The organism is Emticicia sp. W12TSBA100-4, assembly GCF_040253585.1.
Taxonomy (GTDB): Bacteria; Bacteroidota; Bacteroidia; order Cytophagales; family Spirosomataceae; genus Emticicia.
Genome location: NZ_JBELAU010000001.1, coordinates 214,273 through 235,239, shown reverse-complemented (window position 1 = coordinate 235,239; position 20,967 = coordinate 214,273). Strand labels below are relative to the sequence as shown.

The window sequence follows — 20,967 nt, the reverse complement described above, 5'->3', positions numbered from 1 at the left end:
AGTGGTTGTAATTGGTTAGGGTTGAATGGCTTTTAAAACTCTCTGATTTTTATACTTCTGAAATGCACCTCATCGCCGTGGTCTTGTAAAAGAATATGTCCCGAAATGGCTTGAGCAAAGTTTTGGTAGGTACTGTATTTGCTTTTGGCAATTAAATTACGGAAAATCTGCGAATGACGGTCATATTCAACCATTTTAAGGTTATTTAACCAATGCTCAATATGTCCATCTTTTGAGACAATGCGTAATTTATTCCATTTCCCAGGCTGATTCATACGTTTATCCAAATTGCCTTCTGATAAATTTTCGGCCGTGATTAAATCATAGAGTGAACCAGTTGTTCGGTTACCATTCACACCCGCTTTTGCATCAGGATGTACTTTATCATCTAAAATCTGAAACTCGGGGCCTAATCCTGTGCCTGCTTTTTTCTTACGGTCTTCTACGACAAAATATTTTATCCCACTATTTGCTCCTGTGGTGAGTTTAAAATCCATTTCGAGTTCAAAATTTGAAAACTCTTTGTCGGTGATAATGTCGCCACTTTTTACTAAAGTATCTTTTTTTGTACCTAAAACCTTCAAAACCCCATCTTGAATTGCCCAGCCGACTGTTGGAAATTTATCATAATTTGCCAAACGCCAGCCTTCGGTAGTTTTTCCATCCCAAAGTAAACGCCAGCCTTTTCTGATTTCATTTTCAGACAATTTATTCACCAAATAGCTTACTTCTGGAGCTTCTTCCCCGCCTTTCCAGACAACATCTTGTAGATTTTCACTAGCGATTCTGATATTTTTCCATTGAACAGAAAAGCCTACTTGTTCTTCTCGTTTGATTTGGTGTACTTGTAATGCAATGAACCCACGAGCGGTTTGAGTGTCTAAAAGATTAGCACAGGGAACTCCATTTATCCAAGTTTTGATACTATTTCCAATGGCTTCGATATGATATTTATTCCATTGCCCGTTTCGGAATGCTTTTCTGCCTTTCTGATTTACAGATAAAGGGTATAACCAGCCGTTGCGTCCTTCGTCGAAGATTCCACCACTCCAAGCTCGGTCGCCAGGGTCAATTTCAACCTGATAACCATGAACTTTACCCGCTTGAATAGTTGGGTCACTAATGCTTCTGATTTGAATACCTGAGTTTAAGCCAATATCAACTTTCACTTCCAATTCTAACACAAAATCACCGTATGTTTCATCTGTACATAAAAATGAATTGGGTGTATTGAGTTGCGAAAGACCAACAATGGTTTTGTTGACAACCTTGTATTCGGCATTGCCATTCTTTTTTGTCCAGCCTTTAAAATCTGTACCATTGAAAAGGTCTTTCCATTGGGCTTGAGTAAATGAAAAACAGCAAAGAAGTAAAATAGTGGTTAGGATTGATATTATATTTTTTTTCATAGTTAGGGTTAAAATAATGGTTTTAGTAAAAAAAAGAGAAGAAAAAAATTCTTCCTCTCTTTTCAGCCTTATGTTTATTAACAAATCTTACTCTAATTAATAACCTTCATTTTGCTTCATTGCAGGGAATGATAAATCAATTTCACTTTGTGGAATTGGTCGTAAATAATGCTTATCGGCAATTGATTGTCCTTTTACCCAAGGGTTGTATTTTTTCACTCGCTCAACCAATTTTCCAGTTCTTTTCAAATCGAACCAACGGCTATACTCACCCATAAACTCTCGGGTTCTTTCATCCAAAATCATATCAACTGAAATATTCGATGCAGTAGCTCGGTACGAAGTTGTTTCGAGAGATTTTTGGTTTTCGGGAGCTGCCGCACGTTTTGGGTCTATTCCTTTTTTTGTACCTAAAGCACGGTCAAGAATTCGGTTGTAGTAAACTTCAGCACCGCCCAGTTTTCCACCTTTAGCACCTTTGACAATCGCTTCGGCTGCAATCAGGTAGGCTTCGGCCGAACGAAAAACACACTCATTGAAAGTTCCGAAAGCATCGCCATAAGGAATACCTGGCTGCCAAAACTTCCACATCAAAGGAGCTTGAATATTAAATCCAGAATTATCAATCGGATAACCACCACCATACTCGTCAGTATTCACGACAGCGTAGTTTTTCTTTCCCCCTAAGTCAATTCCTCTTTCAGCCAATGTTGTAGCTGGTTTATTCCAAGGTCGACAAACCAAAACAGTATCACCAACTGCAAAATTTACTTTCAAATTGGCATTGCTTAATGGTAGCGGTTTATAATCTTTCACAGCCGCAAGTGCATAGCCCACATGTACAAAATTATGAGCATAGCGAGTATCGTTATCGGGGTCGAAAAAGCGATAGGTCGCAGTATTGATTTGATGAATACCGAGACAACGATTATAATCACTCGTTCTGCCTTTGCTTCCCACAAAACCTTCACCACTTGGGCCAAATTTTGAGTGTAAATCATTTCCTCCTGCTACATCTTGTGTGAAAGCAGGGTCAGTTTTATTAGTTAAAACATCAGAATTATACTGTACGGCAAAAATGATTTCGGCATTTTTATCGTTTTGAGCACCTGTATATTGCGTCAAAGGATTATTTGAACGCTTCGGAAATAAATCACTGTAATTTGCGGCCAACGGATATGTATCAATTATTTTGTCGGCATAAATTAGAGCCGAATCAAAATCAGCGTTTGTTCCACCAAGCGAATTGTTATAATTCCAGCCTCTTGTCAAATATACACGAGACAACAAAAACTGAGCAGCACCTTTGGTAATACGACCATAATTTGAGGCAACAGCAGGTAATTTTGCCTCACAATCAAGCAAATCGGCAATGATTTGTTTGTAAACATCGGCCGCAGGCACACGAGGAAAATCTTTTTTGGGTGTAGTTACTTCAGCCAATGGCATCGGAATATCGCCCCATTGTTGAACCGCATAAAATAAGCATAATGCTCTCAAAAATTTTGCTTCTGAAACCCTTGTATCTTTTAGTGCCGCTGTCATTGTTGTTATATCACCTGCACGAGAAACTACGGTATTTGTTCGTGCAATTTCGGCGTACAATAATTGCCACAAACTTTGTATTTCGGGTAAAGTTGCATTAAATCGGGCGTCATATACATCATATAAACTTGGTGGATTTTCTTTGCCATTGACCGCCGAAGGATTCCAACCACCCTGAGCTGAAAATACATCGGTTCCATTAAGTACCAAAACTCTGTTTTGATGAATATTTCTCAATAAAGGATAACACGAACGAACCAAATCTTCAAAACCTGCTTCCGTTTGATAATATACGTCAGTTGTTAGGGTCGATTTTGGGATTTCGTCCAAAAACTTATCTTTACAGCCAGTTAAGACAAGAAATAAACTTGTAACCAGCCAAAAATTATATCGTTTGAATATTATTGATTTCATTTTTTTGTCAATTTTAGGGTATTAGAAACTTACATTAAGACCAACACTTACGGTCATTGACGGTACGTCGTCTTGGTAAATTGCTGAATTGAATTCTGGGTCAAATCCTACGTATTTTGTAAATATGAAAGGATTCAACACTTGTGTATAAATTCTGGCATTCGATAATTTCCAAGCATCCATTTTCCCTTTTGGGAGCGTATAACCCAAAGTGATGTCAGAAATTCTCAAGAAACTGGCATCTTGATAATTGATAGCACTACGATACGGATTTGCCGCCACTACTCCAAAATAAGTGTTTGAAGGATTGTCGCTTCTCCAGTAATCTAATTCGGCAAGTCGGTTATATCTTGTTCCAGTAAGTTCGCCAAATGTTCCAGCCAATGTATTATTTGAATATTGCGTGCCGTTGCGATAGTATGCAAAAAACGATAAATCAATGTTTTTATATTTGAAACGATTCGTAAGCCCCATCAAGAAGTTAGGTAGCTGTGTTCCCAGGACCTTTCTATCGTCGATTCCTTCGGTTGAGGAAATTTGCCCATCATTATTTTGGTCAACCACTCTTACCGAACCAGGCACTTGCTTATATTTTGTAGCTAAATCTTTATCAGCCGTTTGCCAAATTCCATCGAATTCAAAATCGAAATTCGCTCTGATTGGATAACCCACAAAAAGTTTGTTTCCTTTATCGGCCAACTGTCCGTTACCGTATAATTCAAGTAGTTTATTATTGTTTTTCGTGAATGTAAGCGAGGTATTCCATGAAAAATTTGGTCTTGCCACATTGACGGTGTTTAATAATACTTCGACGCCTTTATTCTGAATTTTACCCACATTTGAAATTACCTGCGAAAAACCCGAAGCAGTTGGAATTTTTTGATTGAGAATTAAATCAACCGTTTTTCGGTCATACACTTCAACAGTTCCAGCGATTCTGTTTCCCAAAAAACCAAAATCTAAACCAAAGTTAAGTTCTTTACTGCGTTCCCATCTCAAATCTTTATTGGCTAAGTTTGATGGAGCAAAACCATAAGCGGCAGTTCCATCAAAATCATAACCAGTATTCAGTAAACCAGCTTGTGTGCTGTATGGATTTACAGTTGAATTTCCTACTTCTCCGTAGCTTACTCTTAATTTTAAATTAGATAGAACTTTGACATTTTGCAGAAATTTTTCGTCAAGTAATCGCCAAGCAAAAGCAACTGATGGAAAAAATGCCCATTTATTGCCAGCCGCCAGTTGCGATGCACCATCCGAACGACCTGTGAGGGTTAGTAAATATTTATCATTGAACGAATAATTTACTCGCCCCATATAAGAAGCAATTGAACGCTCAACCAATGCACTCGAAAAGCCAGTAATAGAACCTGTATTTAAAGCATACCAATCAGAGTTAAATGGAAGGTCTCTTGCTGCTATCGTATATGATTCATTTCTTTGATAAAATGCACTCTGTAAACCAGTTAAAGTAATTCGGTGCTTACCCAAATCTAAATTATAGTTGATGATATTATCAAGCGTATAACTTGCAATGATTCGATTGTCATATTGAGCTCTTGGTTTTGCCCCAATTTGCGATTTTGTCCAAGAACCTCTGAAATCTCCAATTCTTGAGTTTCCGTAAGTCGCAGAAAGCGAAGAACGAATACTCAAACCCTTGATAGGCGTATATTCGACATAGGTATTGCCCATGATATTGGCCGTTGTGGTTTGCAGTTTCGACTGCGTAGGATCAACGTCATTCAAGGGATTTGGTACTTGCTTATCATTAATTCCCATCCAAAAAGCCAATCCATCTACATTTACTTCCTGATTTTCACTTGGATTTGCTATATCAGCGTAATATGGCACGCCAGTTGGTCTTGCACGGTAAGCACCTCTCAACGATTCTTGCGAACCTAAATTTTGGTTAGAGTAAGTAACATAAGAAGTAAAGCCAACCTTGAAATGCTCGCCCAGTTTACTATCAAGCCCCGCATTTAAATTATAACGCTTGAAATTGGTGCTGATTACGTTTCCATCTTCGTTTAAATACCCACCCGAAAAGCGATATGTTGTTTTTTCTGTTCCACCCGAAACACTAATATTCTGACTCATTTGTAGGCCATTATGTGTCACTAAATCGACCCAGTCAGTACTTTTGCCACCATTAATAACTGCTAATTCAGAAGCTGTAAAAGTAGCCCCTGTTGAACCTTCCAAAATTCTATCAGTATAGGTAGATTTGTAAAATTCCTGAGCGGTCATCATTCTTGGTAGATGAGCGGGGGTTTTCATCCCTACATAAGCATCATAACTTACACGAGGCTTTCCTGAAATACCTTTTTTTGTGGTAATAATAATGACTCCGTTTGCCCCTCTTGCTCCGTAAATAGCCGTTGATGAAGCATCTTTTAGCACATCCATTGTTTGAATATCATTAGGATTGAGGTTATTAATATCTCCGCCCATCAGACCATCAATTACAACTAAAGGAGCGGTCGAGTTATTAATTGTATTTTCGCCCCTAATTGTGATATTATAACCACTCCCTGGGCGGTTATCAGATTTTGTTACGGTTGCTCCAGCTACTTGCCCTTGAATAGCTCTTGCTGCTAATGTTGGATTTGCTCTTACAATATCTTTCGATTGAATTGAAGACAAAGCACCTGTTAAGTCTCTCTTTTTCTGCTCTCCGTAGCCAACCACAACCACCTCTTCGAGCTGTTTTAAATCAGCTTTTAGTGTAATGTCAAAGATGGTGCGATTGCCGATTGCCACTTCTTGCGACTCGTAGCCTACAAAGCTGACAATCAATAATTCACTTTCGTTCGGGACACTCATACTAAATTCCCCGTTGATGTCAGATGTTGTACCTTTATTTGTACCTTTTACTGCTATACTTGCCCCAACTATCATTTCTCCTTTGTCATCTTTTACACTGCCCTTGATAGTTTTATCTAAAATTATGGGAGCAGTTGGCAGGTTTTCATTTTCAATAAGTCCTACCTTTGGTTCGATTCTTTTAAGGATAATTTGTTTGCCCATTACCTTATAATCTAATTGAAGCGGTGAAAGTAGATTTTTCAACACATCGCCCAAAGTAGAGTTATCCATTTTTATACTTACCGTTTTCTCTGCTTTTATTAGATTTGAGCTATAAATGAATCTAATATCTGCCGATTTTTCGATTTCATTCAAAACCTTTTTTATGGGCTGAACTTCCGCTTTAAGGCTAATTCTTTTATTCAATATTTCTTGCGAATAACCATCATGAGCGAAGGAAACTCCAACAAAAAACAATAGAAGAACCAACTGTGAAAATGTAACTCGCAAGAAACTACTTGTTTTCTTACAAATCAGTAGATTTTTTTTCATAGTTTTATTTAAGGGAAAAATAGATATTACTGTTTGTTTACGCTTATAGTGATTAGGTGATTTGAATAATGTTTTTACTTACAGCCACTACTTTTGATGATAAATTTATTGTCAGATTCTTCATAAGTTGCGTCTAAGGCAATACATATCAGTTTGATTTTCTCGATAAGTGGTTCGTCAGATAAGTGTGCTGTAAGTTTGCAGTTTGCCAACTTTTCTTTATTATAACTTATCTCAATGTTGTAGGCTTTTTTGATTATCTCAAGAATTTCGGTTGCAGGTGTTTCGTCGAAATCAAAAGAAAGTTTTTGAATAATTTGAAATAACTGGTCTTGTTTAACAATCACTGGTTTTTCTATTTTTTCATCATTTTGGTTAATTTTCACTTGCTGATTGGCCTCTAATACAAGCCCTTCTAAAGTTTTACCGTTGATTTTTTCATTTTTGCGAATGTCGTTTTGCATAATAACCGACACTCGCCCAGTTTTGACAATCACCTCGGTTTCAGCAAGATTTGTTTTTACACTAAAACTTGTCCCCAACACCTTAGTAATCAAGCCATTGGCGTAAACAAAAAAAGGTTTTTTAGAGTTTTTTTGTACTTCAAAAAACGCTTCTCCCGACAGAATCACATCTCTTTTGTTTTTATTATATTGTTGTGGTGAATAGCTAATTCTACTTTGTGGTTGTAAAATCACCGAACTTTCATCGGGTAGAGTTAGTAGCATTGGAAAGGCTGTGGTATTTTCTTTTTCGTAAATTTCTCCTGTTTGTTTTTTTGTATTTTGTACGAGGTTCTCATAAGAAACTTTTCTGGGCTTTGAAAGCTCTGACCACCCTACCCACGCAAAAATCAACATGGCAGCTGCCACACCAAACCATTTTAAGAACACTCCTCTCTGGTTTTTATCTTCGATGGTTTCAAAAGCTTGTTTTTCTTTTGCCGCACTCACCAGATTCTGTTTAATTTTCTCAAATCCATGCTCAAGGTTGTGAAAGTATTGTGGATTTTGTGATTCCCATTCATCAAGGTATTGATAGAAAAGTTCTTGATTTTCCTCGACTTTAAGCCACTCTTCTATCATTTTATATTGCATCGAAGAGTGCTTTCCGTCGAAGTAGTCAAATATTATTTTTTTTGTAAGTGATGATTCCATGTTAAAAGCCTAATTTTTAAATTCTTGTGGGTTTAGTTTAAAAATATCCAAAGTACAGCCCCCAGAATCCATTCTGATTTGAGTTCTTGACGGATTTTTGCCAATGCCCTACTTATCAAACGTTCTACGGCACTAACCGTAATTTGCATTTCAAGTGCTACTTCGGTATATTTTTTTCCTTCGAGTCGGTTTAATTGAAACGCTTTTCTGGACTGCTGCGGCAAATTCTGAATTGAAGTTTCCAGTTTTTTTGTCAGTTCGTGAAAATGTAAAATTTCATCAGGCTGAAGTACCACCGAACTATCAGAATACTGAAAATCAAATTCGTTATTTTCTAAATTGGTAGTTCGGTTAATTTCATTTTTTATAGTATTGTAAGCCCTATATCTAACCGAAGTATAGAGGTACGAGCGATAAGAAGTGGTAATATTTTCATATATCTTATTTTGCCAAAAATTAGTAAAGACCTCTGCCACAATATCTTCGGCCATTTCTTTTGAATATACAAATCGAATAGCGTGATTACATAAATTGGTATAATATTTCCTGAAGAGTAATTCAAAGCCTTTTTGTGGGGATTCGACGAAAGTTTTTTCAATAAAATATTCTTCAGAAATCACCTTAGTTTCTTCCGAAAATTTAGTGATACTTATAATATCTTTCTCAGTGGTATCTTCCTTGTGCTTAAAGTGTAGCATTATTCGGAAATTTTATTGTACAATTCTAAGACATTTTTTTCTTATTTTACCCCACATTAGGAGATGTTTTTTTTTGATATTGTTGAAAATAATAAAGAATATTTTGGTGGGTTTCAGTATGTTCTGCTATGATCTATGGCATAAAAGCCTCGTGAATTTTAATGGTAGCATTTTGCTTTAGTGTAGATTTGAGTCCTGAAATAATAGCTGTTATACCTTTATATCTTGAATTTCACTATACGGTTTTCTCTACTAAGTGACAAGTATTGATCCAGAGTATATTAATAAACAGCGTTTAAGTTTCAGACCATTGATAGACTTTAAATGAAAGAAAGATTGACAATTTTGCTCATTCCAGATAAAATTGTTGAGCTAAAAACTTCAAGTAGTAAGTTCTTTTGTGAGAATTCAGATTATACCACTCAGATGGCTTAATAAACAACTCAATACCTCTTCAAGAAAAACGTTATTTGAACTGCAGAAACCCAGCTTTAAACCTTTACACAAGTTTTAAGCAAATAGAAAGATTTACTTATTTTTCAATTCCTTCATTGAAAACTTGATATGTAATTTTGATGAGCGACTTTCAGTATGAAGATTTCAAGAAGTCAACCAATGGGGAGTATGTATAAAGTTGTGCCACATTTTATAAATATGGCACAAGTATTTTTCTATTTCTGATAAATTCTACCACCAAAAATCTTGCTTCCAACTCGAATCATCGTACTGCCTTCTTCGATTGCAATAGCGTAATCGCCACTCATGCCCATTGAAAGAATGCTTAATTGTGAATGCGGCCGCCGCTGCGGATTGATTGTTATTGATTGGTAAAAACTTTTCAGCTTCTTAAACTCTTTTCTGATTTGAGTTTCATCTTCGGTGAGGGTTGTCATTCCCATCAGACCTACGATTCTTACGTTTGGAAGTTTTTCCAGCGTCTCAGCCTTCAAAATCTCCAAACATTCTTCTTCAGTCATGCCGCTTTTAGTATCTTCTTCGGCAATATAAATTTGCAATAAACAATCAACTACTCGATTATTTTTGGCAGCTTGTTTATTGATTTCCTGCAAAAGTTTCAAACTATCTACCGAGTGAATTAGGCTCACAAAAGAAGCAATATATTTCACTTTATTCGACTGTAAATGGCCAATAAAATGCCATTCAATATCCTTTGGCATTTGCTCATATTTATCGACCAATTCCTGCACATAGTTTTCGCCAAAACGCTTAAAACCAGCATTATAGGCTTCCATTAGCATTTCCACTGGTTTGGTCTTCGACACCGCTATCAGCGTTACACCTTTCCCTTCAATTTCCTTTTCTATGAACTGAATATTTTCTACAATTGCCATGTCTTTAAGTTCTGAGTTTAGAATTCTGAGTTCTGAGTCTGGACCGAGTATCTCACTCAGAACTCAGAACTTGTCAAGATGCTACCGAAGTTTGGTAAATATCATACCAGTCTTCACGGCTTAATTTAATATCTGAGGCACTGGCAGCATTGCGTATACGAGCTTCTGACAACGAGCCAATGATTGGCAAAGTACCCAACTGCATCAACCACGCAACGGCCGTTTGCTCTACGTTAGCATCATACTTTTTGCCGATTGCTTCGAGTTTTGTTTTCAAAACTGCCGATTTCCCTTCTTTTCCATCAAGGATTTCGCCACCTGCAAGCGGAGCCCATGCTAAAGGTTTGCTGAAACTTTGCTTAATAAAATCAAGGCGACCATCTTCGATAGCAGAGATATTCATCAAGTTTAATTCGATATGGTTTGTAACGATTGGAATGGTGAGATAAGAAGCTAATAATTGGTGTTGGAATGCCGTAAAATTAGCGACTCCGATATGCTTCACTTTTCCAGAATTGACGATTTCGGCCAAAGTCATAGCTGTTTGCTCTGGGTCGGCCAAGAAATCGCTTTGATTCAATAAGAAAATATCTAAATAATCGGTCTTGAGTTTTTTCAAAGAATTTTCTACGCTACTCACAATGTAATTATGTGAATTATCGAAGTAACTGACCTTTCCGTTGCTCGATTTACGAATACCACATTTGCTAAAAAGTACGATATCCTCACGTTTGAAAGACTTATTGCTGATTATCTTTCCGAAATGCTCCTCGATGGTCGAATCACCATAAATATCGGCATGGTCAAAGGTATTAATGCCCAATTCTAAGCATAAATTAATGATTTGCTCCATTTTGGTTGGAGTATTTTCTAAATTTTCCCAACGCCAAAATCCATAAATTGCCTCCGATACTTTCGGCCCCGAATCACTGAGATATACTTTCTTCATGTTGTACAAGATTTTTATTAAAGTGCGTAAAGATAATAGTTTTTAGTTTACTGCTTCTCTAATTTTTCTTGTTCTTTGCTCAATTCTTAGTGATTTCCGTAGTTTTTCTCACCTGCTTTTATCTCAATCGGTAAGAGATTTTGTTTTGGCGGCAGCGGACAAGTTGCGTAAGGTGTGAAAGCACACGGTGGATTGTATGCTTTATTGAAGTCAATATAAGTGTAGCCGTCGGCATCGGGCTTAGCAGCATATACAAATCGACCAGCTCCGTAGGTTTCTTTTTTATTGGTTTTATCGCCAAAGATGATAAAAAACTCATCACCCTCCTTTAAAGCATCTAACTTATATTCTTTTCCGGCAATGGTAAAGGCTAAAACTCCAGGTGAATCTTGTTGTGAAGTTTGGCCAGTTACATCCAAAATAGCAATTTTCTTGCCTTCTGTTGGTACAAATTTGGCTTTTAGCTTCCATTTTGGGTCAATTTTGAAAGTTTCAATTCCGTGAAATTCTTTCAAAAATGGACTTTCTAAATCTCGAAGTCTGATGGCGTAGCGTTCGCCACGTTTTATCACAAACCAGCGTAAAGTATTGTGTTTTAGCACAATAGTTTTTTCAGCAGGGAAAACTTTGAGTTTTTCAACCTTTTCATTTTCATTAAAAACCTCGGCATCGGCTTTGGTTTCCACGAAAACTTCCCCTTTCGATAAAATTATTTCACCCAAGAAAGCCTTGCTCCTATCTTTCGGAAAAACAATTTTGTTTTCAGTATTTCCGCCAAACGAATTTCTACCTTCTTCAAGCCAAAATAAACCCGCCAAATTCAGCCAACCATTTTCTTTCTTTAGTCCTTCGATACGATTCTGATGCCACGCTTTTATTTCTTTTTCGTAGTCAGAATCATCGGAAGGAGTATTAAACGAAAACAAGAAAACTGATAGAAATACCGCCAAAGCGAAATGTATAGTTAGTTTACTATTTTGCATGATTATTTGATTTTTGTTGAAGAAATCGTTAGATAACAGGCAAAAATAGCAAACTATTTATTTATCTACCAATTCAATAGAGTATAATTTTCTTTTTTAGCGAATTTTACTGATATGCACCTGTTCATTGAGAGCATCTTCAAAGAAATGGTGAATCGTGAAGGTCTGCTCTGCTCCTACTTTCTGGCCTGTTTGGCCTAACATCCATTCAATGATTGCCCCAGTAGCCAAAATCGGTACTATCCATAAAATGGTAGCGTCAAGTTTAAGGCTCATTCTGACCAAGCCAATCATTGAGATAAAAAATATACCCAGTCCAAAAAACACATAGCCCATCAGAAATATCGCCCAAACACTTGGGTGCGGACCGTACATTCCTCTAATAATCGTTTTGTGGTCTTCGATTTCTTCAAAACTAATACTCAATTGTGGCGACCAATAATGCTGTTGTTCGGGTTTGATTCTGAGCAAGCCGTGCGTATTAAAAACCTTACCTTCAACTGGCAGCGATGTTTTTTCAAGTCCATCGGTAAGTAGTTTTACAATATCGTTAGTGCTTTTTTCGGAAGTAATCTTAAATTTTGGACGGGTACGAAAGGATGTCATTGTATCAAAGGTTTAGAATAGATAATGACCAAAACTATCGAATGATTTTTTATCTTGAAATGAGAAAAATCATATTTTGGCGAGAAGATTTAGGGATTTTAGCAACTTGAGAAGTTTTCAGCCGTAGATTTTTTATATTTACCGCACCAAAATTGCCAAAACCAATGCCAATTAAAGATTTATTGAAGCCAGAAAAGACTTTTCGGATAACAGGAATGCTTAGAATTGAGAGCGAAGATGACCGTTTTCTTGGCCCTGGCCGATTAGAATTGCTCGAAAATATCATCGAAACTGGTTCGATAAGTCAAGCTGCTAAACAGATGGGGATGTCATACAAAAAAGCTTGGGATTTGGTGAATTCGATTAATCAGCATACCATTAAACCTATCGTCAGCACACAAACGGGTGGCGAAAAAGGTGGCGGAACGGTTGTCACCGAGGAAGGGAAACAACTGATTGCTGCTTTTAGAAAGTTACATGAAGAATTTCAACAATCGTTTGATGAGAAAATTAAAATCTTTCTACAATCTTAAAGTTAGATTTTTTTAATTTCGATACTCTGCAAACCTTTTACATGTCGGCGGCCAGTTTTAAAATCTTTTGTGGCAATCAATAAGATTCGTTCAGTGCTTTCGACTTGACTTTTACCATCAGCTTCCAGCACAATAAAAAATGAATTCCCGACTTCCGTATTAAAAAGTTCGTTCCATGATAACACCACCGAATATCCATCAGATGCCTTGATAACCAAGTAATATTCGCTCAAAACTTTAGGACTTTCAGCCGTAATCTTTACATCTTTGAGCAAATTTAGCAAAGGCACACCCTTTAAGTTTTTATACTCTTTCCGAAATTCTCCTGCGTGGTTAGTAATCTTAACATCACCGATTTCGATGCTTTTTTCTCGCTGTAAATCAGAAAAACTTATTGTTTTAGGTTTATCGACCAAACCCGATATTGTAAACTGATTTGTTGATTCTACACTTTTTTGTGCAAATCCAAGCATTATAGAAAAAACAAAAAATAAGGTTAAAGATAGTATTTTCATGCTGTTTATATAGTCTTTATTGTACAATTGGTTAAGTTTCCCACGTAGGAACGTCCAATTTGGACGTTCCTACAAAATGACCCATTTATTATCTGAACATTATGTAAAAATCAATTTCAAACAAGCAATGACCAATCCCACCGCTAAAAGTTTTTTTAGGGTTGGTATATTGAATTTTTGACTACCAAAATAAGAACCAGCCAAACCACCAACAATCGTGGCCAAAACTGCCCATTGCATATTTTCGGGGAGATTGATTCCACCTTTTTGTAGTTGACCGTAAAGGCCTGAAAGTGAGTTAACAAAGATAAAAAGTGCCGAAACGGCCGCCGTTTCTTTCAAATTCGCCCATCGCATCAGTAGCATCAAGGGGCTAAGAATAATTCCTCCGCCAATGCCAATCATTCCCGAAAGTAAACCAATTAAGCCGCCCGAAAGGACTCCTGCCCATATCGGAATTGGTCTATTCTTTTCACTATCATCAAATTTATAAACTAATCGAACGATTGAAAATAAGATACATACAGCAAGAATTTTCTTATAAATCGAATCCGACAGGGTCATTGTTCCTCCCAAAAAAGCCATCGGAATACTGGCCAGTGCAAATGGCAAGAAAAGTTTTAGTCGAAAATGTCCTGCTCGGTAAAAGCTAATAAACGAAAACAGTGAAACTGCCAAATTCATGACCAAAGCCGACGACTTCATCATTGCGGGAGCTACGCCCATAATTGCCATTACGGCCAAATACCCACTTGCTCCGCCATGCCCGACTGAAGAATATAAAAAAGCCACCAAGCTCAATAACAAGAGAAGTAATAATAGTGATGTCATAATTTAGTAATTAGGCTGAAGTTTCTGTTTTGCGAGGTTCAAATGATTAAGCAAACAATCGTTATATATTTACAAATATAACGATTAGTATTCAACAACCAAAAAGTGTTTTTACGATTTAATTTTAATGGTCAAATTTTCCCGTAGGAACGTCCAAGTTGGATATTCTTACAAAAATCACTCTTTCCAATACAGAAATACATTCGATGATTTTCCAACATTTTCACTATTTTTACGCCCAATTGTAATCTTCAAACTATTAAACATGAAAAAAACGCTTTTACTTCTCTGTCTGGCGAGTACCGCAGTTTTGGCTCAAAAGAAAGATTTTGACGAAAAAGAATTGATGACGGGTAAAACACCCAAAAACTTCATCCAACCATTACCAATTATTCAACGCTGGCTTGACGATGAGCGAGTATTAGTTACTCAAAAACTTTCGCCAGAAGCAGAAGCAAAATCTATGGTTTTGGAAGTTAGCAGCGGAAAAATGACCGAAGCGAGCGAAGAAATTCTCCGCCCAAAAGCAAAACCTGTAAAAACCATTATCAGCAAAAATGGTAATCTATTTTTGAAAAGTGGTGATACCGAAACGCAACTAACCAACGACCCAGCCGAAGAAAAAAATGCTATGTTTTCGCCTGATAGCAGCTACATTGCTTATACAAAAGAAAACAACCTTTATTCGTATGATTTCAAAGCAAAAAAAGAGATAAAACTCACAACCGATGGCACTAAAACTACGCTAAATGGCTACGCAACGTGGGTTTATTGGGAAGAAATCTTCGGTCGCCCGACTCGTTTCCGTGCATTTTGGTGGAGTCCAGACAGCAAGAAAATTGCTTATATGCGTTTCGATGAGTCAAAAACGATGATGTTTCCGCTTTATAGCAGCGAAGGGCAGCATGGTTTTATCGAAGAAACTCGTTATCCAAAAAGTGGCGACCCAAATCCTGAAGCCAAAGTTGGTTTTGTTTCGCCAGCGGGTGGAAAAACTACTTGGGCTACTTTCAACGAAAAAGACGAACAATATTTTGGTTGGCCAAAATGGTTGCCAGATGGTAGCGGTTTGATGCTCCAATGGATAAACCGTGGCAATGATAACCTAAAACTATACAATGTTTCGCCAAAAGATGGTAGTAAAAAGGAGCTTTATAACGAAACTCAAAAATCGTGGATTGGTATTGATGAAGCCGACGAACGCCTAACGATTATGGATGGTGGCAAAGAAATGATGATTATCAGCGATAAAACTGGCTGGAAACAATTATATCTATATGACATCAACGGTAAATTTATCAATAACATCACCGAAGGGAAATATACAGTGAAAAATGTTGAAGGCATCGACCAAAAGAATCGTGTGGTTTATTTCTATGCTCGTGGTATCGAAAGCACTGCTCGTTTCGACCTCTACAAAGTTGGTTTCGATGGAAAAGGCTTAAAACGCCTCACTTTTGGGGCTTACAATAACCGTAATATCAATGCTTCGCCAAATCTTAAATATTTTATCACTACTTACTCAAACATCAATACGCCAACCAGCATGGCAATTGTTGATAACGAAGGTAAAATAGTGCGTGAATTGGGCAGTATCAAAGGTGCAGAAATGGACAATTATAATTTGGCTAAAACTGAACTTTTGAGAGTAAAAAGTGATGATGGAATTTATGACTTACCGATGACAATCACTTACCCGCAAAATATGGTAGCTGGTAAAAAATATCCTGTTTTGGTAAGCATTTATGGTGGCCCAGACGCTGGTACAGTTTATGACCAATGGACGTGGTCTGCTCGCCAACAATGGTATGCTAAAGAAGGAATCATTCAAGTGGCACTCGACCACCGTGCAAGCGGACATTTCGGTAAAGAAGGTGTGGCTTATATGCACCGTAATTTAGGTTACTGGGAAATGAAAGACTATAAAACGCTTGTTAAATCATTGATAGACAAAGGAATAGCTGACCCAACAAAAATCTGTATCACAGGTTTTAGTTATGGTGGTTATATGAGTTGCTATGCTTTGACTTACGGAAGTGATGTATTTACTCACGGAATGGCGGGCGGAAGCGTTGTAGATTGGAGTTTGTATGACAGTGCCTACACCGAAAGATACATGGACACGCCAGCCGAAAACCCTGAAGGTTATAAATCGGCCAATGTACTGACGCACACAAGTAAACTAAAAGGTGTTTTGCAAATTGTTCACGGAACTATGGACGATAACGTACATATGCAAAACAGCATTCAGCTAATCAGTAAATTGCAAGATGAAAAGAAGAACTTTGAGTTTATGCTTTACCCAAATGGCCGCCACGGTTGGGGAGGAAATAAAGGTGTTCATTTCGATAATCTAAAAACGCAGTTTATCTACAAACATTTATTAGAAAAACCGATTCCAGAGGGACTGCTTAGATAAATGAAGAATGTAGAGTTAAGAATGTAGAATGAACTCTTAACTCTACATTTTTAACTCTACACTAAAAAAAACTTACTCCCAAATTACTGGCTCTACTTTATTATACCAGCCATCAACTTTTGGGGCAAATTCTTTTTCTATAATATTTCGCTTGATTTTGAGTGTTGGCGTCATTTTATTGTTTTCTACCGTCCACGGTTCACGTAAAACTACCAATCTTTGTACACGCTCATAGCTTTTTAGTTTTGGATTTAAATCTTTTAAGGTTGTCTCCAAACTTTCTTTAACTACCTGTTTATCAGTTGCTTTACCTAAATCCGACAATACTAATAAACCAATCGGTTGTGGTAAATTGTTTCCAACCACGCAAATCTGTTCAATAAAGTTATTATCAGCAAAACCAAATTCGATTTGTGCTGGAGCAACATATTCACCTTTCGAGGTTTTATACATTTCTTTTACACGCCCCGTGATTTTTAGATAATTTTCTGCATCTAATTCTCCTACATCGCCCGTATGAATCCAATTCTCCGCATCAATTGTTTCGGCAGTCAGTGCTGGTTCTTTGTAATAACCATCCATATTCCAGTTTGAACGAGTCAAGATTTCGCCAGAACCTTCGGCAATTTTTACTTCCATTCCTGGATATATTTTCCCGACTGTTCCATCTTTCACATTTTCTTTTGGCATCATACACACAGCTCCGACGTTTTCGGTCATTCCATAAGCCTCTTGAATAATTATCCCCAGCTTTCTAAACCAAACAATCAAACTATTTGGCATCGGTGCAGCACCAGTCAGAATTATCACGGCTTTATCTAAGCCCAGCCCTTTTCTGATTTTTTTCTTCACAATTCCATTCAAAATCGGAATTTTTAATAAAGTATTGAGTTTCTTTTCGGGCATTTTCCCCAGAATTCCCAACTGAAACTTTGTCCAAATTCGAGGAACGGCCAAGAAATGCGTTGGTTCGGCAGCGGCCAAATTTTTGGCAAAACTATCAAGTGTTTCGGCAAAATAAATGGTAGCACCCATCGTAACTGCCGCTGCTTCAATGATGTTTCGCTCAGCAATATGGCAAAGTGGTAAATACGAGAAAAAACGAGCATTTTCGGTGTGCAATTTAGCCACATCACGGGTATGATAAATTACACTTGCCATTGCTCCGTATTTTAGCATCACACCTTTAGGGTTTCCTGTCGTGCCTGATGTATAAATTATCGTAAAAATATCTTCTAAACTTGGCACATAATTTTCGGTCATTGGGGCATGTTTTGCCAAAATATCATTCCATTGTACGTGGTCGGCATCGGGATTGTAAGTAGGAAACGAAATACATTTCACATTAGCAGGAATACCCGATTTCATACCTGCCCAATCATCCAATTTTCCAACAAAAAGCATCTCACAACCGCTGTGCGTAAGCACTTGATTAATCTGAGCATCGGTCAAAGTAGCATAAAAAGGCACCGAAATATGCCCCGCCATCATGATTGCGAAGTCGGCAATGAGCCATTCAGCACAGTTTTTTGAGACTAAACCTATATTACTTTTAGTGGGGAGATTCAATGACTTTAAGTATGCTGCCAAACTACGTGCTTGTCGCCCAGCTTCCTTGAACGTAAAATCTTTGAAATCATCGCCGAAGGGTTGACGTAAGTAAATTTTATCGGGTGTAGTTGCCTCCCAATGATAAAAATATTCTAATAGGGTTTTGTTAGGTGAAATTTTCATAGGTGTATTAACAGGTTATGTTCTATTCACAAATTTGCACAAAATAATGAAACAATTTAAAATTTTCAAGAAAAAGATATTAGATTTGGCTTATAAAAATTCAGAAAAAAATCTTCATCACATGAAACTGTTGGTCAAAACTTTAAAGTACCTCTTTATCTTTGTACTACTCGCCATTGTTGGTCTTTCTGCTTTATACTGGAAAAATGATATTCCGCTCTCAACACTTAAAGAAAAATATACCAACGCTGACTCAAAATTTATCGAAGTTGATGGAATGTCGGTGCATTATCGAATAGAAGGTTTGGCAAATGATAGCATTCCGTTGGTTCTTCTGCATGGAACTGGAGCGAGCTTACACACATGGGATGGATGGGTAAATGCTCTAAAAACCGAAAGAAAGATTATCAGACTCGATTTACCTGCTTATGGCTTGACTGGCCCAAACCCCACGAGCGATTATTCTCAAGAGTTTTATGCTACTTTCGTCAATGATTTTCTGACAAAACTTGACGTAAAACAGTGCATCATTGCAGGGAACTCGCTGGGTGGCTCAATTGCATGGAATTTTGCAGTGAAATACCCCGAAAAAGTATCAAAAATGATTTTAGTAGATGCTGGAGGCTATGCCATGAAGTCAAAATCAGTACCAATTGCTTTTCAAGTAGCAGGTTGGCCAGTTGTAAAGAATCTGTTTAAATACGTTACGCCTCGCTCAATTGTACAAAAAAGTGTAGAAAATGTTTATGCTGATAAAAGCAAAGTAAACGACGATTTGGTTGACCGTTATTTTGAATTATCGCTCCGTGAAGGTAATCGTCAAGCATTTATTGATAGAATGTCGGAGTTTAGAAATAAAGGAATTATTAATGATAAAACCGCTAAAATCAAAGATTTAGCAATGCCTACACTCATTATTTGGGGCGATAAAGATTTACTAATTCCGCTTGAAGTTGGCGAAAAATTTCATGCAGATTTACCTAATGATACTTTGGTAGTTTTCAAAAATTTAGGACATACGCCAATGGAAGAAGATGCTGAGAAAACGGCGGCAGTAGTGAAAGAATTCTTGAAGAAATAAATCGGAATTATCATACGCAGAGTAAAGACAAGGCATGCCTTGTCTTTACAACATAAATTGTCAAATATCCAGAAATAAGACCTAATAATGAATCCATATTAGACTGGAATAGTCAGGAGTTTTATGACTTACGAACGCTGTTCCCAAATCTGCACTAAATTAATAATCACTTGGGTAGCTTTTTCCATATCTTGCACCGAAACCCATTCGAGTTTTGAGTGAAACGCATGTTCGCCTGCAAAAATATTCGGACACGGCAAACCCATAAATGATAACCGTGAACCATCAGTTCCACCTCTAATACTTCGTTTTTCAGCTTTAATACCTGCTTGTTCGATAGCTTCCAAAGCATAATCTGTCACCTGCGGATAATTCACCAAAACTTCTTTCATATTGCGGTATTGTTCAATTACTTTAAAATCAACCTTTGAGTTAGGGTAATTTATAAGAATCTGATTAACAATATTTTGCAAGAAAGTTTCTTTTTCATGCAACCCCGCCACCGTAAAATCTCGAATGATAAAATCAAGTTTTACCGATTCTTGAATCCCCGAAATTTGGGTTGGATGAATGAAACCTTCCATGCCTTCGGTAGTTTCGGGTGAAAGGGTGTCTTTGGGTAAAGCAGCCAAAATATCTCCCGCAATTTTCATGGCATTTTCGAGCTTACCTTTCGCAAAACCAGGGTGTGTACTTATCCCATGAATAGTAAGACTCACACCATCGGCCGAAAAAGTTTCGTCTTCGAGTGTGCCAAGGTTTTCACCATCCATTGTGTAGCCAAAATCAGCACCAAGTTTAGCTAAATCAACTTTCTCTGTGCCACGTCCCACTTCTTCATCAGGTGTAAACAATATCTTTATTGTTCCATGCTTCACCTCAGGATTTTGCATCAAGTATTCGGCCGCAGCCATAATTTCAGCAACTCCTGCTTTATTATCAGCCCCCAACAAAGTTGTTCCGCTGGCCGTGATTATGTCGTTACCGATTTGTTCATTTAAATCGGGGTGTTCGGCTACTTTAATTACTTGAGTAGAATCATCAGGCAATACAATATCTGTTCCGTCCCAATTAAAATGAATGAGTGGCTTCACTCCTGCCCCACTACAATCGGGCGAGGTATCTACGTGTGAGCAGAAACAAATTGTTGGCACATTCTTATTGGTATTACTCGGAATCGTGGCATAGACATATCCCCATTCATCAAGATGAGCATCAATAATACCTAAATCTAATAGCTCTTGCACCAGCAATCGACTCAAATCTTTCTGTTTTTCGGTAGATGGATTCGATGGTGAATTTGGGTCTGATTGCGTGTCAATTTGGACATACTTCAAAAACCGAGTACTTGCACTAAATGGCTGATGTTTTTTCATAAAAA

At 37.4% G+C, this 20,967-nt stretch carries 16 protein-coding genes; 3 read left to right on the top strand and 13 right to left on the bottom strand.

The genetic code is table 11. The features are described from left to right. Positions 1-32: 32 nt before the first annotated feature. The 9 genes from ABR854_RS01110 to ABR854_RS01070 all read right to left on the bottom strand — a co-directional run bounded on the left by ABR854_RS01110 (position 33) and on the right by ABR854_RS01070 (position 12,473). Positions 33-1,409 (bottom strand): 3-keto-disaccharide hydrolase, encoded by a 1,377-nt coding sequence (locus ABR854_RS01110; protein WP_350263500.1) that lies wholly within the window; start codon positions 1,407-1,409, stop codon positions 33-35. Between the two features lie 96 nt (positions 1,410-1,505). After that, positions 1,506-3,368 (bottom strand): RagB/SusD family nutrient uptake outer membrane protein, encoded by a 1,863-nt coding sequence (locus ABR854_RS01105; protein WP_350263499.1) that lies wholly within the window; start codon positions 3,366-3,368, stop codon positions 1,506-1,508. Positions 3,369-3,389: 21 nt separating this feature from the next. After that, positions 3,390-6,728 (bottom strand): TonB-dependent receptor, encoded by a 3,339-nt coding sequence (locus tag ABR854_RS01100; RefSeq protein WP_350263498.1) that lies wholly within the window; start codon positions 6,726-6,728, stop codon positions 3,390-3,392. Between the two features lie 74 nt (positions 6,729-6,802). Beyond that, positions 6,803-7,885 (bottom strand): FecR family protein, encoded by a 1,083-nt coding sequence (locus ABR854_RS01095; protein ID WP_350263497.1) that lies wholly within the window; start codon positions 7,883-7,885, stop codon positions 6,803-6,805. Between the two features lie 32 nt (positions 7,886-7,917). Beyond that, entirely contained in the window at positions 7,918-8,583 is a 666-nt protein-coding gene (locus ABR854_RS01090; protein ID WP_350263496.1) for an RNA polymerase sigma-70 factor, read from the bottom strand. Positions 8,584-9,254: 671 nt separating this feature from the next. Then, positions 9,255-9,935 (bottom strand): YggS family pyridoxal phosphate-dependent enzyme, encoded by a 681-nt coding sequence (locus ABR854_RS01085; protein ID WP_350263495.1) that lies wholly within the window; start codon positions 9,933-9,935, stop codon positions 9,255-9,257. A gap of 73 nt (positions 9,936-10,008) precedes the next feature. After that, entirely contained in the window at positions 10,009-10,884 is an 876-nt protein-coding gene (locus ABR854_RS01080; RefSeq protein ID WP_350263494.1) for an aldo/keto reductase, read from the bottom strand. Positions 10,885-10,970: 86 nt separating this feature from the next. Then, positions 10,971-11,867, bottom strand: coding sequence for a DUF1684 domain-containing protein (locus ABR854_RS01075; RefSeq protein ID WP_350263493.1), 897 nt, complete (start codon positions 11,865-11,867; stop codon positions 10,971-10,973). A 96-nt stretch (positions 11,868-11,963) separates the two neighbouring features. Next, positions 11,964-12,473, bottom strand: a complete 510-nt coding sequence (locus tag ABR854_RS01070; RefSeq protein WP_350263492.1) for a hypothetical protein — start codon at positions 12,471-12,473, stop codon at positions 11,964-11,966. Positions 12,474-12,637: 164 nt separating this feature from the next. On the opposite strand from ABR854_RS01070, the gene ABR854_RS01065 reads away from it, so the two are divergent. Continuing rightward, positions 12,638-13,006: a winged helix-turn-helix domain-containing protein gene (locus ABR854_RS01065; RefSeq protein ID WP_350263491.1), complete on the top strand. Its 369-nt coding sequence runs from the start codon at positions 12,638-12,640 to the stop codon at positions 13,004-13,006. 2 nt (positions 13,007-13,008) lie between these two features. Here the strand turns inward: ABR854_RS01065 and ABR854_RS01060 are convergent, their stop codons facing one another. Both ABR854_RS01060 and ABR854_RS01055 read right to left on the bottom strand, forming a co-directional pair. Next, positions 13,009-13,521, bottom strand: a complete 513-nt coding sequence (locus ABR854_RS01060; RefSeq protein WP_350263490.1) for a hypothetical protein — start codon at positions 13,519-13,521, stop codon at positions 13,009-13,011. A gap of 99 nt (positions 13,522-13,620) precedes the next feature. After that, positions 13,621-14,352 (bottom strand): sulfite exporter TauE/SafE family protein, encoded by a 732-nt coding sequence (locus ABR854_RS01055; RefSeq protein ID WP_350263489.1) that lies wholly within the window; start codon positions 14,350-14,352, stop codon positions 13,621-13,623. A 265-nt stretch (positions 14,353-14,617) separates the two neighbouring features. Here ABR854_RS01055 and ABR854_RS01050 point away from each other — a divergent pair, with 265 nt between their 5' ends. After that, positions 14,618-16,771, top strand: a complete 2,154-nt coding sequence (locus ABR854_RS01050) for a S9 family peptidase (protein ID WP_350263488.1) — start codon at positions 14,618-14,620, stop codon at positions 16,769-16,771. 72 nt (positions 16,772-16,843) lie between these two features. On the opposite strand, the gene ABR854_RS01045 is transcribed toward ABR854_RS01050, so the two are convergent. Beyond that, positions 16,844-18,505 (bottom strand): AMP-binding protein, encoded by a 1,662-nt coding sequence (locus ABR854_RS01045; protein WP_350263487.1) that lies wholly within the window; start codon positions 18,503-18,505, stop codon positions 16,844-16,846. 46 nt (positions 18,506-18,551) lie between these two features. Between ABR854_RS01045 and ABR854_RS01040 the strand changes: the two genes are divergently transcribed. Beyond that, entirely contained in the window at positions 18,552-19,586 is a 1,035-nt protein-coding gene (locus tag ABR854_RS01040) for an alpha/beta fold hydrolase (RefSeq protein WP_350263486.1), read from the top strand. A 128-nt stretch (positions 19,587-19,714) separates the two neighbouring features. On the opposite strand, the gene pepT is transcribed toward ABR854_RS01040, so the two are convergent. Next, on the bottom strand, positions 19,715-20,962 hold the full coding sequence (gene pepT / locus ABR854_RS01035; protein ID WP_350263485.1) for a peptidase T: 1,248 nt from the start codon (positions 20,960-20,962) through the stop codon (positions 19,715-19,717). Positions 20,963-20,967 lie beyond the last annotated feature (5 nt).

Excerpts from the sequence above, each read along its gene's own strand:
- ABR854_RS01110 (WP_350263500.1), bottom strand. The coding sequence starts at position 1,409 with ATGAAAAAAAATATAATATCAATCCTAACCACTATTTTACTTCTTTGC.
- ABR854_RS01105 (WP_350263499.1), bottom strand. The coding sequence starts at position 3,368 with ATGAAATCAATAATATTCAAACGATATAATTTTTGGCTGGTTACAAGT.
- ABR854_RS01100 (WP_350263498.1), bottom strand. The coding sequence starts at position 6,728 with ATGAAAAAAAATCTACTGATTTGTAAGAAAACAAGTAGTTTCTTGCGA.
- ABR854_RS01095 (WP_350263497.1), bottom strand. The coding sequence starts at position 7,885 with ATGGAATCATCACTTACAAAAAAAATAATATTTGACTACTTCGACGGA.
- ABR854_RS01090 (WP_350263496.1), bottom strand. The coding sequence starts at position 8,583 with ATGCTACACTTTAAGCACAAGGAAGATACCACTGAGAAAGATATTATA.
- ABR854_RS01085 (WP_350263495.1), bottom strand. The coding sequence starts at position 9,935 with ATGGCAATTGTAGAAAATATTCAGTTCATAGAAAAGGAAATTGAAGGG.
- ABR854_RS01080 (WP_350263494.1), bottom strand. The coding sequence starts at position 10,884 with ATGAAGAAAGTATATCTCAGTGATTCGGGGCCGAAAGTATCGGAGGCA.
- ABR854_RS01075 (WP_350263493.1), bottom strand. The coding sequence starts at position 11,867 with ATGCAAAATAGTAAACTAACTATACATTTCGCTTTGGCGGTATTTCTA.
- ABR854_RS01070 (WP_350263492.1), bottom strand. The coding sequence starts at position 12,473 with ATGACATCCTTTCGTACCCGTCCAAAATTTAAGATTACTTCCGAAAAA.
- ABR854_RS01065 (WP_350263491.1), top strand. The coding sequence starts at position 12,638 with ATGCCAATTAAAGATTTATTGAAGCCAGAAAAGACTTTTCGGATAACA.
- ABR854_RS01060 (WP_350263490.1), bottom strand. The coding sequence starts at position 13,521 with ATGAAAATACTATCTTTAACCTTATTTTTTGTTTTTTCTATAATGCTT.
- ABR854_RS01055 (WP_350263489.1), bottom strand. The coding sequence starts at position 14,352 with ATGACATCACTATTATTACTTCTCTTGTTATTGAGCTTGGTGGCTTTT.
- ABR854_RS01050 (WP_350263488.1), top strand. The coding sequence starts at position 14,618 with ATGAAAAAAACGCTTTTACTTCTCTGTCTGGCGAGTACCGCAGTTTTG.
- ABR854_RS01045 (WP_350263487.1), bottom strand. The coding sequence starts at position 18,505 with ATGAAAATTTCACCTAACAAAACCCTATTAGAATATTTTTATCATTGG.
- ABR854_RS01040 (WP_350263486.1), top strand. The coding sequence starts at position 18,552 with ATGAAACAATTTAAAATTTTCAAGAAAAAGATATTAGATTTGGCTTAT.
- pepT (WP_350263485.1), bottom strand. The coding sequence starts at position 20,962 with ATGAAAAAACATCAGCCATTTAGTGCAAGTACTCGGTTTTTGAAGTAT.